A 14126-nucleotide genomic window follows, 5' to 3' on the forward strand; every position below is an offset into this window, starting at 1 on the left:
CAGCACCCATCGCGTGCAAGCACGCTCCTACAGGGTGGGCGGTACCGGACGGGGCACACGGCGGTAAATTTGCAAGATTGCTTCAGCCGGGAGCCACCCCCAGCGCGTATACTTCTGCGCCATCGACAGCAGCCTGGCGAACCGATGCCACCGCATGCCCCCATCGACCGGAACGGGACTGCCGGCTAGTGGCACTCACACTCACGCCTGAAATGATCCTCGTGCTGGGCCTGGTGGGCTTCACCATGCTCATGCTCGTGCTGGAGTGGATCCGGGCGGATATGGTGGCGCTGCTGGTGGTGGTCACCATCGGCCTCACGGGCCTGATCCCCGGCGAACAGGTGTTCAACGGCTTCGCCGGTAACGCGGTTATCGCGATCATCGCCATCATGATCATGGGTGCCGGCCTGGACCGCGCCGGCGTGCTGAACCTCACCGCCTCGTTCGTCATGCGCATGGCGCGTGGCATGGAATCGCGCCTGGGCGTGGTGGTAAACAGCGTCACCAGCCTGTTCAGTGCGGTGATCCCCAGCCAGGCCCTCGCGGCCCTGATGATCCCGGTGACCTCGCGCCTCTCCGCGCGCACGGGCGTGCCCATGTCGCGGCTGTTGCTGCCCATGGCCTTCTGCATCCTGACGGCGACGAACACCACGCTCATCGCGAACTCGCCGCTGATCGTCCTCAACGACCTGATCGCCAGCGCCAACAGCAACCTGCCCCCGGGCGCCCACACCATCCCGAAGTTTGGCCTGTTCAGCGTCACCCCGGTGGGCCTGATCCTGGCACTGCTCGGCATCGCGTTCTTCTGGCTGTTCTCGAAGAAGCTTCTGCCCGAGCGCGAGGACGAACGCCTGAAGGTGACCCCGGGCCGTACCGAGAGCTACTTCGCCGATACGTACGGCATCGCGGGCGAGATCGCCGAGCTCACCGTCACCGCCGAGAGCCCGCTGGTGGGCATGAGCATTGGCGAGGTCGAACAGCTGCATGGCGCCCCGCTCATCCTGGCCATCAAGAACGGCAACGAAAGCCGCGTGGCCCCGCCTTCGGATCAGATGATCTGGGTAGGCACGGTACTGGGCGTGCTGGCCCCGAAGGACGCGATCAATGCCTTTGCCAACAACCAGCTGTGCCGTGTCTCCATGCGCATGCGCCAGCTGGGCGAGCAGTTCAACACCACGCGGGCGGGTATTTCCGAGGCCGTGATCCCGCCCAGCTCACGCTTCATCAAGCAGAGCGTGGGCGAACTTCGCCTGCGCAAGCGCTTTGGCATCTCGGTACTGGCGGTAAACCGCGGCGATGAGGTGTTCCGCGAGGATGTGCGCGCGGTGACCCTGCGCGCCGGCGATACGCTGGTGCTACACAGCAAGTGGCGGGACCTCATGCTGGCCGAGGAAGACCGCGATATCGTCGTGGTCACCGATATCCCCAAGGAAGAGCAGCGGCCCGGCAAGATCTGGCAGGCCGTGGGTTTCTTTGTGCTCGCCAAGTGCCTGGCCCTGTTCACCCACCTGGACCTCTCGGTGGCCATGATGACCGGCGCGGTGGGCATGCTGCTCACCGGCGTGCTGAACATGGATGAGGCCTACAAGGCCATCAACTGGAAGACCATCTTCGTCACCGCCTGCCTGATTCCGCTGGGCTGGTCCATGGATTCCACGGGCACGGCCAGCTGGATCGCGCAGGAGGTGCTTGCCGTGCTCGGCCACGCACCACAGTGGACCCTGCAGCTGTCGATCGCGGTGCTTACCCTGCTGTTCTCGCAGGTCATGTCGAACGTGGGCGCCACGGTGATGATGGTGCCGATCGCGATCAGCGTGGCGGTCACCACGGGCGGCAACCCCTCGGCCTATGCACTGATCGTGGCCGTATCGTCCTCGAACACGTTCCTGCTCTCATCGGGCCACCCGGCCCTGATGATGGTGGCTGGCCCCGGCGGCTACCGCGCCACGGATTTCCTCCGCGTGGGCATCCCGCTGACGATCCTGATGCTGGTGGTGACCCTGGTGGCCATCAACCTGATGTACCGCTGAGGCTCCTACAGAAAAATCTCAGGCCAGGTGAACGGTGCCGCCGGTCACCGAGACCGGCACGGCACGCAGGCGATCCCCTTTGCACGGCCCCGTCTGGCAGTTGCCATCCCCGGCCGTGAAGGTGGCCCCGTGGGCGGCGCAGATGATCAGGCCGTTGCGCACCAGGAACCGCCCGGGGGCGTAATCGAGCCGGCGGCCCGCATGGGGGCACACGTTGTAGAAGGCGCTTACCTGGTCACCGGCACGGTATACCAGCAAGGATTCGGACTCCCCTGCCACCACGGCTTCTACTTCGATGGCATTGCCATCGGGGATGTCTTCGAGCTGGCAGAGGGGGGCGGTATCGGTGCTGGTAGTCATGGCACTTGTCTATGAGGGTTGGATGCCCCAAGGTAAAGAGGCTCACACGTATGTCATTGTGCCACACGGAATTTTAACCCATGCGCTTCGTCTTTCCGCCCATCCGCCGCTCGCGTAACCCGCTGGTTCGTGCCCTGTCCCTCGTGGCAGGTCTCGCCGTGCTCGGGGTGTTGCTCGTCTTCGGTGTGGTCGTGATCGGCGTGCTGGTGGCCGGCGGCCTGGTGTTCCTCGCGGTGCGCCAGTGGAAGCTGGCCGCGGCCCGCGCGAACGGCACCGCCGCCCCGCAGCAGGCCGCCGCCCGCCCGAAGGACCCTGACGTCCTCGAAGGCGAGTTCGTGGTCATCCAGCAGGGCCGCCCGGTCCACCACTAAGCCGCGGCGCAAGGTCCGGATAGCCGGGCCCAGGCGGCCGCCTTACGCTGGCTTCCCGTGAAGGAGGCCACCATGAACCGTCCCGCCCTCGCCATGCCACACACCGATGACGCCCTGGAACGCGTACGCCTTGCCCTTGAGCAGGACGACGCGCCGGCTGACCTGGCCAGCCTGGCCGCGATTGCCGGCCTGAGCCCCACCCACCTGCAGCGGGTGTTCCGCCGCCGCTACGGCGTTAGCCCGGCGGAGTACGCACGCGCCCGCCGCTTCGGCCAACTGCGTGAGGCGCTGCGCGGCGGCGCACCGGTCACCGATGCCGTGTACGACGCCGGCTTCGGCTCGGGCAGCCGCGTGTATGAGCAAAGCGACCGCCGCCTGGGCATGACCCCGGCCAGTTACCGTGCCGGTGGCGCGGGAGCGTCCATCCGCTATACGACAACCCACACACCGCTAGGCCAGTTGCTCGTGGCCACGACGGCGCGTGGCATTTGTTCCGTGACGCTAGGTGCCGACGATGCAGAACTCGAAGAACGCCTGGCCACGGAGTTCCCGCTGGCCGAGCGCGAGCGCGTTGATGCCGGCCGTGAGGAGTGGCTCGATGCCGTGATCGCGCGCGTGGCCCATGACCTGGGCTGGAGCGACCGGGATGCGCCCGCCATGCCCCCGCTGGATGTGGCCGCCACCGCCTTCCAGTGGCGCGTGTGGGATGCCCTCACCCGCATCCCGCTGGGCGAAACGCTGAGCTACGGCGAACTGGCCGCGAAGCTCGGCGTGCCCAAGGCTGCCCGGGCGATCGGCCGGGCCTGCGGCAGCAACAAGCTCGCGCTGCTAGTGCCGTGCCACCGCATCATCCGCGAGGATGGCAGCCTGGGCGGCTGGCGCTGGGGCATGGAGATCAAACGGCAGTTGCTCGCCACCGAACATGCCATGAGCGCCGTTCAAGGCTGACCCGCGTAGGTTTCGCTACCGCCCGCCGCACACGGGCGATATCGTTCCGGTTTGGCGCCACGCGTTCGTGGCGCGCCTTGCCCTGGTTTCCCCGCCATGCCCGACGCTGCCTGCCCCACCGCTCCCGCCGCCACGACTGAGTCGCGCTGGCTCGTACCGCTGTCGCTGTTCGCGCTGTACGTGATCTGGGGTTCCACCTACCTGGGCATTCGCTACGCGCTGGTGAGCTACCCGCCGTTCCTGCTGGCCGCGCTGCGCTTTGCCATCGCGGGCGTGCTGTTGTTTGCCGTGCTACGCCTGCGTGGTGCGGCGCTGCCCACCGCGCGCCAATGGCGTAACGCGGCCATCGTCGGCACGTTGCTGCTGGCCGGTGGCAACGGCCTGGTCTGCTACGCCGAGCAATCGGTGAGCTCCGGTATCGCCGCCGTCGCGGTAGCCAGCATGCCACTGTTCGCCGCCGTGTTTGGCGGTCTGTACGGCGAGTGGCCCTCACGCGGGGAAACCACGGGACTCGTGCTCGGCTTCGTCGGCGTCATCGTGCTGAACCTGGGCGCCGGCCTTTCGGGCTCACCGCTGGGCGCGATCGCACTGATCGTCGCCGCTTCCTCCTGGGCGTTCGGCTCGGTGTGGTCCAAGCGCCAGGATATGCCGAAGGGCCCCATGAACGTGGCAGCGCAGATGCTCTGCGCCAGTGTCGCGTTAGGCATCATCGCCCTGCTGCAGGGCGAGCGCATGCCAGCCCACCCACAGGCATCGGCCACGGCCGCCCTGCTCTATCTGGTCGTGTTCGGCTCGCTCATCGCGTTCAGTGCGTACCTGTTCGTGCTGAAGGCCGTACGCCCCGCCCTGGCCACCAGCTACGCCTACGTGAACCCGCCGGTGGCCGTGTTGTTCGGCGTGGCGCTGGCGGGTGAGCACGTCGGCCCGTTCGACCTGGCGGGCATGGCCATCATTTTGGTGGGCGTGGGCATCATCACCCTGATGCGCACACGCAAAGCCTGAGCCCGCCACTGTGTGACGTACGTCGCATTTCTGGCAGCCCTTCACGCATTTTCAGAATTGTTCGATATTCGCGGCGCGTCGCGGCGTCCTAGGCTTTCCTGCCGTCCTCGCTGGAGAGCCCCATGGATGGCCGAGCCTGCCTTGACTGCCGCTCGCGACGGCTGCGCCTTTGTGGCGCACGCCTGGCAACGTTGTTGTGCATTGCTATTGCCGCGCTGGCCTCGTGCCAGCCGTTCCGCAGCGATGATGCGGTTTTCTCTGCCCCACTGACCGACTTTGCAGACTACGACGCCTGCGTGGATCGTGGCGGGAGTTGGCTGCTGCAGGCGCACCGCTGCAAGGAACCGCGGACGCGCGGTGCAGGCGATAGCTCGCCTGCACCGCCATGATCGGCTAAAGCTCGCGCAGCGCCGTGGTCACCGGCACGCGTGCCGCGCGCAACGCAGGGAACAGCCCGCCAATGAAGCCGATGGCCAGCGCCCACTTCAGGCCCGTCCACAACAACCCGGGGCCGACCTGGAACTGAAACACGACCTGGCTGAAGTTCGCGCCGAGCGTGGACGCCGTGTAGTTGTTGAAGATGATCCAGACCAGGCCGGCACCTATAAGGCCGCCCAGTAACGCCAACAACATGGTCTCCAGCAGCACGGAAACCACGACCGGCACGCCGCGGAAGCCGATCGCACGCAAGGTAGCAATTTCACGGGCACGCGCCTGGATCGCCGCGTACATGGTGTTCAACGCGCCGAAGACGGCGCCAATGGCCATAATGATGCCCACGGTGATACCCACGATGCGCAGGGTCTTGGTAAGCGCTTCGGATTGCTTGCTGAAATACGCCTGCGTGGTGCTCACATCCACCTTCAGCCGCGGGTCGGCCGCCAGGCTGGCCTTGAACTGATCGAACGCCTTGGGCGATTCCAGCAACACCGTTACCGAAGCGACGCTGCTGCCGCGGCGATAGGCCGATGCCACGCTCTGCGTATCGCCCCACAGCTCCGACTCGAGCGCATCGTGCGACTCGAACTCGCCGACCACCGTCCACTCCTGCCCGGCAAGGCGGATGCTCTTGCCCACATCCAGGCCGGCAAACTGCCCGGCGGCGCCCTTGCCGACGATCAGCTCGCGCAAGCCCGGCTTGAACTTACGCCCCGCGATGATTTTCACGTTATCGCGCAATGCCCACACGTCATCGCTCACGCCACGGATGGGTACGTTCGAGTCGCTGTTCGGATCGCCCTTGCGCGGCAGGTTCGCGACGACCACCAGTTCGCCAGAGGCGATGGGCCGGCCTTCGGGGCCTTTCTTTACGCCAGGCGCTTGCATCACGACGTTAGCGCTGTCGCGATCCAGCACCGAGTTGAGTTCGGCTTGCGAGCCGCCGCGCAGCACGATGGCGGTGTGGTCATTGCCCGAGGCGCGCAGCGTTTCCGCAAAGCCCTCGCTCATCGCCAGCATGGCCACCAGTACGCCGACCACGCCTGCGATGCCCACCACCACGACGGATGACGAGCCGATCCGCTGCGATACCGTGGACAGGCCCACCCGGGTCACCTGCCAGGTCTGCCGGCCACGCCGGGTGGCCGCCATCCATACGGCGAGCAGCACGGCTAGCACGACCACGCCCTGCCACGGCAGCGCGGTCCACACCACGAGGAACAGCACGATGATCGCGAGCAGCAACACACCGCCGAGGAACTTCTTGAATGTCTTCATGGCTATTCCTTAGCGCCCGGCGAGCGCATCGACGATGTTGAGGCGCATCGCGCGGATCGCGGGCAATGCACCGACGATGGCACCGATCACGAGCATGAGTACCAGGCCAAGCATCCAGGTCTGTGAGCCCACGGGCGGCAGGTTCAACATGCCCCCGCTGCCTTTCGCCACGATGGGCACCAGGCCACCTGCAAGCCCCAGGCCCAACACGCCACCAATCAGGAGCAACAGCACGCTCTCGGCCAGCACCATGTAGAGCACGCTGTGGCTGGAAAAGCCGATCGTCTTCAGCACCGCCAGCTCGCTGGTGCGTTCGCGTACGGCCTGGGCCATCGTGTTGGCCGTAAGCAGGATCAGCGTGAAGAACACCGCGCCCATGATGGCCGTGACAATGAGGCCGATATCACCGATCTGCTTGGCGAACGAGGCGTTGAACGCCTGCTCGGTCTGGGTCTTGGTCTCGTGGTCCGAATTCGCCGAGAGCGCATCCACGGCCTTCGCCACGCGATCGGCATCATTCGCGGAGTTCAGCCGCAGCGCATACCAGCCCACGGTGGTGCCGATGCTCTGGAACGCGTTGGCATCCTCGAAATACTTATGGTGGAAGAAGAACTGCTGGTCGGTACCATTGGCGGCACCTGGCGCGGCGGTGTAGATGCCGACGATATCGAACGGCCAGGTCTTGTCGCCGTTACGTTGCGGGAAGATCGTGGATTGCAGCGGGATCTTGTCACCCACCTTCCAGCCAAAGCGCTTGGCCAGCGCCGCACCGACAATGGCACCGGTGCGGGTCGTCTCGTACGCCTTACGTTGTTCGGGCGAGAGCTGGATCTCGTGATAGATATCGAAGTAATTATCGCTGACGGCGAAGCTCAGCACGAAGTTCTTCGGATCCTGGTAGATACCGCCGAACCAGTTGGAGAATCCGACATCCTTGACGCCAGGGATCGCCTTCATCTGTGTCTCGAGGCTGACCGGCAACGACGTGATGATCGAGTAACGTGACGTGGTGATCAGCCGATCCACGCCGATCACGCTATCGCCCGAATCAAACGCCTTGCGCGTCGCATCCAGCATGCCAAACAGCAGGAACGCGGCCAGGATGGAAACCAGGGTGAAGAAGGTGCGTGCCTTCCGCCGGAACAGTGCCGCCCATATGAGATGGAAGTATTTCATCGCGGCGCTCCGTTACGCCGCCGACTGCTCGACAAGGGTGCCCTTGTCGAGATGCAGCGTGTGGTTGGCGTATTCGGCGGCCTTCGGATCATGGGTGACCATGACGATCGTCTTGCCGTGCTCACGGTTGAGTTCGCGCAGCAAGCCCAGGATGTCCTCCGCCGACTGGCGATCCAGGTCACCCGTGGGCTCATCGCACACCAGCAACGTGGGATCGGAAACGATCGCCCGGGCGATCGCCACGCGCTGCTGCTGGCCGCCGGAGAGTTCCGAAGGCTTGTGCGATGCGCGATCGGAGAGGCCAACCAGTTGCAGGGCGATAGCCGCGTTCTGCGCACGCTGCTTGCCCGAGAGCTTGGTAAGTAGCAGTGGCAGTTCCACGTTGCGCTGCGCGCTGAGCATGGGCATGAGGTTATAGAACTGGAACACAAAGCCCACATGCGCGGCGCGCCAGCGGGCGAGCTGGCCGGCGCCGAGCGTATCGATACGCTCGCCACCGACGCTGATGCTGCCGCCCGTCGGCGTATCCAGCCCGCCGATCAAATTCAGCAACGTCGTCTTGCCCGAGCCCGAAGGGCCCATCAATGCGAGGAAATCGCCTTCTTCGATCTTCAGGTCCACACCGTGCAGCACTTCGACCTTCTGCCGGCCGCGCTCGTAGACCTTGGACAAATCCTGGATGTCGATCAGGGTAGCCATGCTGTGTATCTCCGTAGGGCGGTCAGGGTGTGGGCTGGGTCACGCGGACGGCAGTGCCATCCACGACGGTGTCGGGTGGTGCGGTAATCACGGTGTCCCCGGCGGCAAGGCCTACGGTCACCAGGCGTACATCGTTGTTCGCTGCCTTGGCGGCGGTGACCTCATGGCGATGCGCCTTGTCGTCGGCCACGACGAACGCCACGTCGCGCCCATCGCGCTGCACGATCGCGCTGGCGGGCACCATGACGCCCTTGGGGGCGTCCGTACGGGCTTCGGCACGATGTTCCAGGAACGAGACGCGCACGCCCATGTCGGGCACGATGCGGCCATCCTTCTGCTCGATGGCCACGCGCACCTTCACCGTGGCCTTGCCGCGGTCGGCCGCAGGCACGATGGCGATCACGTGCGCCGGGATGCGCCAGTCCGGGTACGCATCCAGCACGGCTTCGGCGGACATATTCGGCTGGACGCGGCCGATGTAGGCCTCGTTGACGTCCACGTCGATCTCCAGTGAATCCATGTCGACGATCGTGCCTACGCCGGTACGGGTGAACCCGCCACCGGCGGAGAGCGGCGACACGATTTCACCGACCTGCGCTGCCTTGTCCGTGATCACGCCATCGAAGGGCGCGCGCACCACGGTGTAATCGAGGTTGACTTGGGCGACACCCACCTGGGCATCGGCGGCCTGCGCCTGGCGGCGCGCCGTATTCAGTTGCGCGCGGTAGGTGTTGGCCTGGGTACGACTCTGTTCGGCCAGCTGCTTCGAGACCAGGCCACGGCCCACCAAGGCCTCCTGCCGCGTGGCATCGCGCAGGGCCTGGTCGAGCTGGGCTTCGTTCTGGTTGACGCTGGCATGGGCCGCTGCGGCCTGGGCCTGTGCGGACTGCAGGCTGGCGCGTAGTGCGTTGTCCTCCAGCCGCGCCAGGACCTGGCCCTTGCTGACCCGGTCGCCCTCTTCAATCAGCACGTCGGTCAGCGTACCGGTGATCTGGGCGGACACGGTGGCCTGGCGGCGTGCGGTGACATAGCCCGTGGCCTGCAGCACCGCGCCGGCCTCGCCGGCTGATGCGGGCGCTACCGCCGTGGCCGTCTGCACTTCGACCGGGCGGTGCCCGAAGAAGAACCATCCCGCGGCGCCGATGACCCCGAGCAGGGCGACCACGCCGGCCATAGCGGCGATACGTCCCCAAGGGGGTCCTCCGCCCGGCGCTTCCTTGTGCGATTTGTCGATCTTCAGCTGCTTCAGCAGCTCGGTGTTCGAGTTCATGTCCCCTCACGTCCCCCTGGGCGGTGTCGACCAAGATCATGCGAACCTGGCGGACCGTGCGCCATTCGGGCTCATCAGTCATCTGCCGTGACAGGTGTCACCTGCTAGGCTTAGCCCATGAATACCGTCATCCCCATGCCGGCCCAGCCGAGCCTCCCCGTCGCCGGTCAGCCCGGCCGCTTCCCCGTCCGCCGTATCTTCTGCATCGGCCGCAATTACGCCGATCACGCCAAGGAAATGGGCGCCAGCGTCGATAAGGCGAACCCTATGTTCTTCACCAAACCGGCCGATGCCGTCGTGACCGATGGTGCGGATGTGCCCTACCCGACCGCCACAAATGACCTGCACCATGAAGTGGAAATGGTCGTGGCCCTTAGTGCCGGCGGCTCCAACCTTACCCCTCAGCAGGCCCGTGCGCTGGTTTGGGGTTATGGCGTCGGCCTCGACCTGACCCGCCGCGACCTGCAGGCCCAGGCCAAGGCGAAGGGCGCACCGTGGGACGTGGCCAAGGCCTTCGACCACTCCGCCCCGGTGTCCGCACTGGTGCCGGCCAGCGAGGCCAGCCCTTCTGCCACCACGCAGATCACGCTGGAAATCAACGGCCAGGTTCGCCAGCACGCGACGCTGGGCGATATGGTGCTCGACGTCGGCGAGATCCTCGCGGCACTATCCACGTTGTTTGAATTGAAGGCGGGCGACCTTGTTTTCACCGGCACGCCCGCAGGTGTATCAGCACTGCAACGCGGTGATCAGTTCAAGGCGACGCTGGAAGGCATCGCCTCGTTCGAAGGCAAGGTAGTGTGAATTCGCGCGATCCTTACAAGGGGGTCGCTAGGTTTGTAAGTTCGACGCGACGCAACGAGGAGTGCATTCGATGGGCATGATCGCAGAGTTCAAGAAATTCGCCCTGCGCGGCAACGTGATCGACCTGGCGGTCGGTGTGGTGATCGGTGCCGCCTTCGGCAAGATCGTCACATCGCTCGTGGATAACATCATCATGCCGCCGATTGGCATGTTGATCGGTGGTATCGACTTCTCGGACTGGAAGTGGGTACTGAAGCCTGGCGATGCCGCCACGAAGACGGCCGAGGTCGCCATTCAGTACGGCGTGTTCATCAACGTGCTGATCCAGTTCATCATCATCGCGTTCGCGATTTTCATGGTGGTCAAGGCGATCAACAAGCTGACCCGCCACGAGGATGCCCCGGCCGCGACGCCGGCCGACGTGGTGCTGCTGCAGGAAATCCGCGACCTGCTGAAGCAGCAGAAGAACCTCCCGTAAACCTACAGAAAAAAAATGGCCGCCGGTCGGGAAGAGCTCGGCGGCCTATCTGGGGAGATTGGCGCCCGGGAGATGAGCCTCACGGCTCGGGCGCCTTATTGTTGGTATAGGGTTTGAAGCAGGTGCTTCTTAGAAGTCGTACGTGATACCGAAGCGAACGTAACGCGGCGTGCTGTAGTACGTGACGCGGCCATAGTTCGTGTTCGGCGATGCCGAGGTGCCATACAGCGCGTAAGAAGCGGTCGCCTTCGACTCATTCAACACGTTGTAGACCATCACGTTGAACGCAAGTTTCTGGTCAGCCCACGTCGGGCGATACTCCGCCGACAGCGAGATGATGTGCTGCCACGGCTGGCGGCCAGCCGAACCCGGAGGCGACGGGAGGCCACCGCAGTAGTGGTAGTAGCTGCCGTAACCCACCGGGTTCGTCTCATCCGCACCGTAGTAGCCCAGGCAGGTCTTCGGGGTACCCGACATCAGCAGGATGTTGCCCGAGAGCATCCACTCCTTCGCCACCTGCCACGAACCGTACGCCTTGATCTGGTGCTTGCGATCGTTCGAGAGCAGGCCATTGGAGTACTCCATGAGCTTGCCGTAGTCCCAGTCCACCGTCGCCGATACGTCGGTCTGGCCGATATCCGAACGCACCTGGCCCTCGGTATTGCCGTAGCTCTTCGAGTACAGGTAGTCGATCTTGCCAGCCCAGGTTCCGTCAAACGGATGCTCAAGGTAGGTCTCGAGCGAGTAGTAGCTACGCTTCGCCTGGGGCATGCCGAAATCGGCGGCCGACATATCGACGCTGACGTAGCCACCGTTGCCATCCGGGATACGGTACGTGTTGGCGCGACCCGGGTTAGAGAGGTAGCAGCCGTTCATGTTGTCTTCGGAGACGTCGTAACCCAGCGATGCCGCCTTGGCCGCGATCGAATCGAGGTCGCAGATGTCATCCAGGATGTTCCGCAGCTTGCGGACCTGGCCCTTCATGCCCCAAACCCAGTCGCTATTGATCTGCTGATCAAAACCCAACTGGTACTCATCCTGGTACTCGGACTTGATATTGCTCGAGGCCACCGTCTTCGGATCCGGCGACTGGCCGTACTCGTTGTTCGCCGAAACCGCGCCGCCCGTGGACGATGCCAGCTGGGTCAGACCGGTCGGGTAGCCGTTCGCGTCGATACCGGTGTAGGTGTAGTAGGTGTTCGTGTAAAGCGAGCCCGCTGCGGCACGCAGGGCGACCGATGCCGGCATGGCCAGGTAGTAGCGGCCAGCATTGGCGTACACCTTGAGCGAGGAATCGCCATTCACGTCCCACGCAGCACCCAGGCGCGGAGCCCACTGCGGCTTGGTCAGGCGGAGGAAGGCTTCGCCATTCGGGTTGTAGTTGGTGAACTGGTCGTTACGCAGGCCGATCTTGAGCAGCCAGCGATCATCCACCTGCCAGCTATCTTCGAGGTACTGGGCGCGCTGCTTCACACGCACCGAAGCCGCGGTGCTGTAGAGGTACTTCGACACGTAGTAACCGGTCTCGCCACCCGCACCCGTATTCGGCGCGGCAACGTACGGCGCATCGCTGATGGGGTTGCCAGCCGTGCCATAGCCGTACTGCCAGGCCACGGCATCTTCGCCGTCGTCGACGTCGTGCGAATCGAGGTTGTCGATACCGCCGGTAATCGTGTGGTTACCCAGCTTCCACGACAGATCCAGGCGCAGGTTGCGCGTGGTGGCCGAGTGGTCCGGGTTGTTGATGTCCAGTGTCGACTGCGCATTGTTGATCGACGAGCCGCCCGTGACCGCGGGGTTCTGCAATTCCGGGTGCGAGATGTAGATCAGCGACGGATCGTACCCCGGCGTTTCACTGTAGTACGTCATCTTCTGCTTGCCATACATGGCGGTCAGCGTGATGTCGTCGGTGATATAGCTGGTGTACTTCGCGATATAGAGCGTCGCGCTGTTCTTGGTCGACGTATCCTGGCTGTTGAGCGCACCCGTCTGGCCGGTGTCGTAATCGTAGTCGTAGAAGTTGCCCTTGTACTGGGTCTTGCTGCTGGCACCCGTCAGTTCAAGGATATTGTTGTCGTTGATGTTCCAGTCGATCTTCGCGTACCACTTCGGGTTGTGGTACTCGTACTGGTTGTTGTACGACGTGGTGACGTCGGTTACCGAGTTGGAGTGCTGCTTGTCCTGCTCGACCGCGGCAAAGAAGAACAGTTTGTCCTTGATCAGCGGGCCACCGACGTACGCGCTTTCGGTTTCCTTCCAGGTATTGTTATCCGAATAGCGACGGAAGATCTGGCCTTCCTTCGTGCCGGTCAGGTAATACGAGCTGGGGCTGGTGCCACCGGCGAACGCCGGCTGCCACAGCAGCTGCGCACCGAAGTGCCACTCGTTAGTACCGCGCTTGCCGCTCTGGCTGATAACGCCACCATCGGAACGGCCGTAAGCTGCGCCGTAGCCGCCACTCAGGATTTCCTGCTGATCGATCGCGCCGTACGGCAGCGTGATGCCGCCGAAGCCGCTGAGCGGATCGGTAGTGTTGAAGCCGTTGAGGTAGTAAGCGTTCTCGGTAACCGACGAACCGCCGATCGAGACGAGCGAGTTGCTATTGGTGGTACCCGTGAAGCCGCTGTAACCCGGGACGACGCCCGGCGCCAGCAGCGCGATGGCCTCGGCGCTGCGCGCAAGCGGCAACTTGGCAAGCTGTTCGGAGGTGATGACGGTGCGCGAATCGACACTGGAGACGTCAACCGGCGGAAGCGTGTTCGCCGAGACCGTCACCGAGCTGAGGCTGGTCGCAGCGGCATTGCTCGCAGCGGAAGCGAACGATACTTCCGTACCGGAACCCACGCGCAGGCTCACGTCGTTACGCGAATCGACCGCCTTGCCGCCCTGCATGAGGCTGACCGTGTAGCTGCCCAGCGGCAGCGAACCGATGGTGTAACGGCCGTCGGCACCGACCGTCACTTCACGGGATACGCCGTTGGCGCTGCGCGCCACGACCGTTTCACCCTCGGCAGCCGGCGCCTGGCCGAAGATGCTACCGGTGGTGGACTGGGCGAACGTGGCGCCGGCTCCCAGAGCCAGGGCGAGCGCCAGACTGATCCGGCTGAGCCGGACCTTGGGTGATGGATGCTTTGACACTACGGGACTCTCCCCAAAGATGAAATTAGATGGCCATACCACCGGCGCAACGCCTGGCGTGCGCCATCCCCACTGCACCGGGGTAAGGCTGCGGGCTCTGCGTTATCGGCGCAGTTACCGCACTAGCAATGTAG

General features: G+C 64.5%; 13 protein-coding genes. 7 read left to right on the forward strand and 6 right to left on the reverse strand.

The annotated features are described in order from the left end of the window. Nucleotides 1–212: 212 nt before the first annotated feature. Nucleotides 213–2030 carry an SLC13 family permease gene (locus ABIE56_RS02855; protein WP_429242598.1) on the forward strand — a complete coding sequence of 606 codons (1818 nt, stop codon included), beginning with the start codon at nucleotides 213–215 and terminating at the stop codon, nucleotides 2028–2030. Nucleotides 2031–2048: 18 nt separating this feature from the next. Here the strand turns inward: ABIE56_RS02855 and ABIE56_RS02860 are convergent, their stop codons facing one another. Then, a complete protein-coding gene (locus ABIE56_RS02860) occupies nucleotides 2049–2390 on the reverse strand; it encodes a Rieske (2Fe-2S) protein (protein WP_429242330.1) in 342 nt (113 codons plus the stop codon). Nucleotides 2391–2470: 80 nt separating this feature from the next. Here ABIE56_RS02860 and ABIE56_RS02865 point away from each other — a divergent pair, with 80 nt between their 5' ends. From ABIE56_RS02865 to ABIE56_RS02880, 4 genes are all read left to right on the forward strand, one after another. Beyond that, nucleotides 2471–2761, forward strand: coding sequence for a hypothetical protein (locus ABIE56_RS02865; protein WP_429242331.1), 291 nt, complete (start codon nucleotides 2471–2473; stop codon nucleotides 2759–2761). A gap of 72 nt (nucleotides 2762–2833) precedes the next feature. After that, a complete protein-coding gene (locus ABIE56_RS02870; RefSeq protein ID WP_429242332.1) occupies nucleotides 2834–3709 on the forward strand; it encodes a methylated-DNA--[protein]-cysteine S-methyltransferase in 876 nt (291 codons plus the stop codon). Between the two features lie 96 nt (nucleotides 3710–3805). Beyond that, a complete protein-coding gene (gene yedA, locus ABIE56_RS02875; protein ID WP_429242333.1) occupies nucleotides 3806–4711 on the forward strand; it encodes a drug/metabolite exporter YedA in 906 nt (301 codons plus the stop codon). Nucleotides 4712–4833: 122 nt separating this feature from the next. Further along, the gene (locus tag ABIE56_RS02880; RefSeq protein WP_429242334.1) at nucleotides 4834–5100 is read left to right on the forward strand and encodes a hypothetical protein; all 267 of its coding nucleotides are present in this window, start codon (nucleotides 4834–4836) and stop codon (nucleotides 5098–5100) included. Nucleotides 5101–5104: 4 nt separating this feature from the next. On the opposite strand, the gene ABIE56_RS02885 is transcribed toward ABIE56_RS02880, so the two are convergent. Genes ABIE56_RS02885 through ABIE56_RS02900 form a run of 4 tightly spaced genes read right to left on the reverse strand, consistent with a single transcriptional unit; the run spans nucleotide 5105 to nucleotide 9572 of the window. After that, nucleotides 5105–6427 carry an ABC transporter permease gene (locus ABIE56_RS02885; protein WP_429242335.1) on the reverse strand — a complete coding sequence of 441 codons (1323 nt, stop codon included), beginning with the start codon at nucleotides 6425–6427 and terminating at the stop codon, nucleotides 5105–5107. A 9-nt stretch (nucleotides 6428–6436) separates the two neighbouring features. Beyond that, the gene (locus ABIE56_RS02890) at nucleotides 6437–7603 is read right to left on the reverse strand and encodes an ABC transporter permease (protein WP_429242336.1); all 1167 of its coding nucleotides are present in this window, start codon (nucleotides 7601–7603) and stop codon (nucleotides 6437–6439) included. A 12-nt stretch (nucleotides 7604–7615) separates the two neighbouring features. Then, a complete protein-coding gene (locus tag ABIE56_RS02895; RefSeq protein WP_429242337.1) occupies nucleotides 7616–8302 on the reverse strand; it encodes an ABC transporter ATP-binding protein in 687 nt (228 codons plus the stop codon). A 22-nt stretch (nucleotides 8303–8324) separates the two neighbouring features. Next, nucleotides 8325–9572, reverse strand: coding sequence for an efflux RND transporter periplasmic adaptor subunit (locus ABIE56_RS02900; protein WP_429242338.1), 1248 nt, complete (start codon nucleotides 9570–9572; stop codon nucleotides 8325–8327). A gap of 117 nt (nucleotides 9573–9689) precedes the next feature. Here ABIE56_RS02900 and ABIE56_RS02905 point away from each other — a divergent pair, with 117 nt between their 5' ends. Both ABIE56_RS02905 and mscL read left to right on the forward strand, forming a co-directional pair. Continuing rightward, on the forward strand, nucleotides 9690–10376 hold the full coding sequence (locus ABIE56_RS02905) for a fumarylacetoacetate hydrolase family protein (RefSeq protein ID WP_429242339.1): 687 nt from the start codon (nucleotides 9690–9692) through the stop codon (nucleotides 10374–10376). Nucleotides 10377–10446: 70 nt separating this feature from the next. Beyond that, nucleotides 10447–10854, forward strand: coding sequence for a large-conductance mechanosensitive channel protein MscL (gene mscL, locus ABIE56_RS02910; protein WP_429242340.1), 408 nt, complete (start codon nucleotides 10447–10449; stop codon nucleotides 10852–10854). A gap of 129 nt (nucleotides 10855–10983) precedes the next feature. Here mscL and ABIE56_RS02915 read toward each other — a convergent pair whose 3' ends face one another. Continuing rightward, the gene (locus ABIE56_RS02915) at nucleotides 10984–13992 is read right to left on the reverse strand and encodes a TonB-dependent receptor plug domain-containing protein (protein WP_429242341.1); all 3009 of its coding nucleotides are present in this window, start codon (nucleotides 13990–13992) and stop codon (nucleotides 10984–10986) included. Between the last annotated feature and the right edge of the window lie 134 nt (nucleotides 13993–14126).

This window comes from Luteibacter sp. 621, from assembly GCF_050435445.1.
In the GTDB taxonomy this organism is placed as follows: domain Bacteria; phylum Pseudomonadota; class Gammaproteobacteria; order Xanthomonadales; family Rhodanobacteraceae; genus Luteibacter.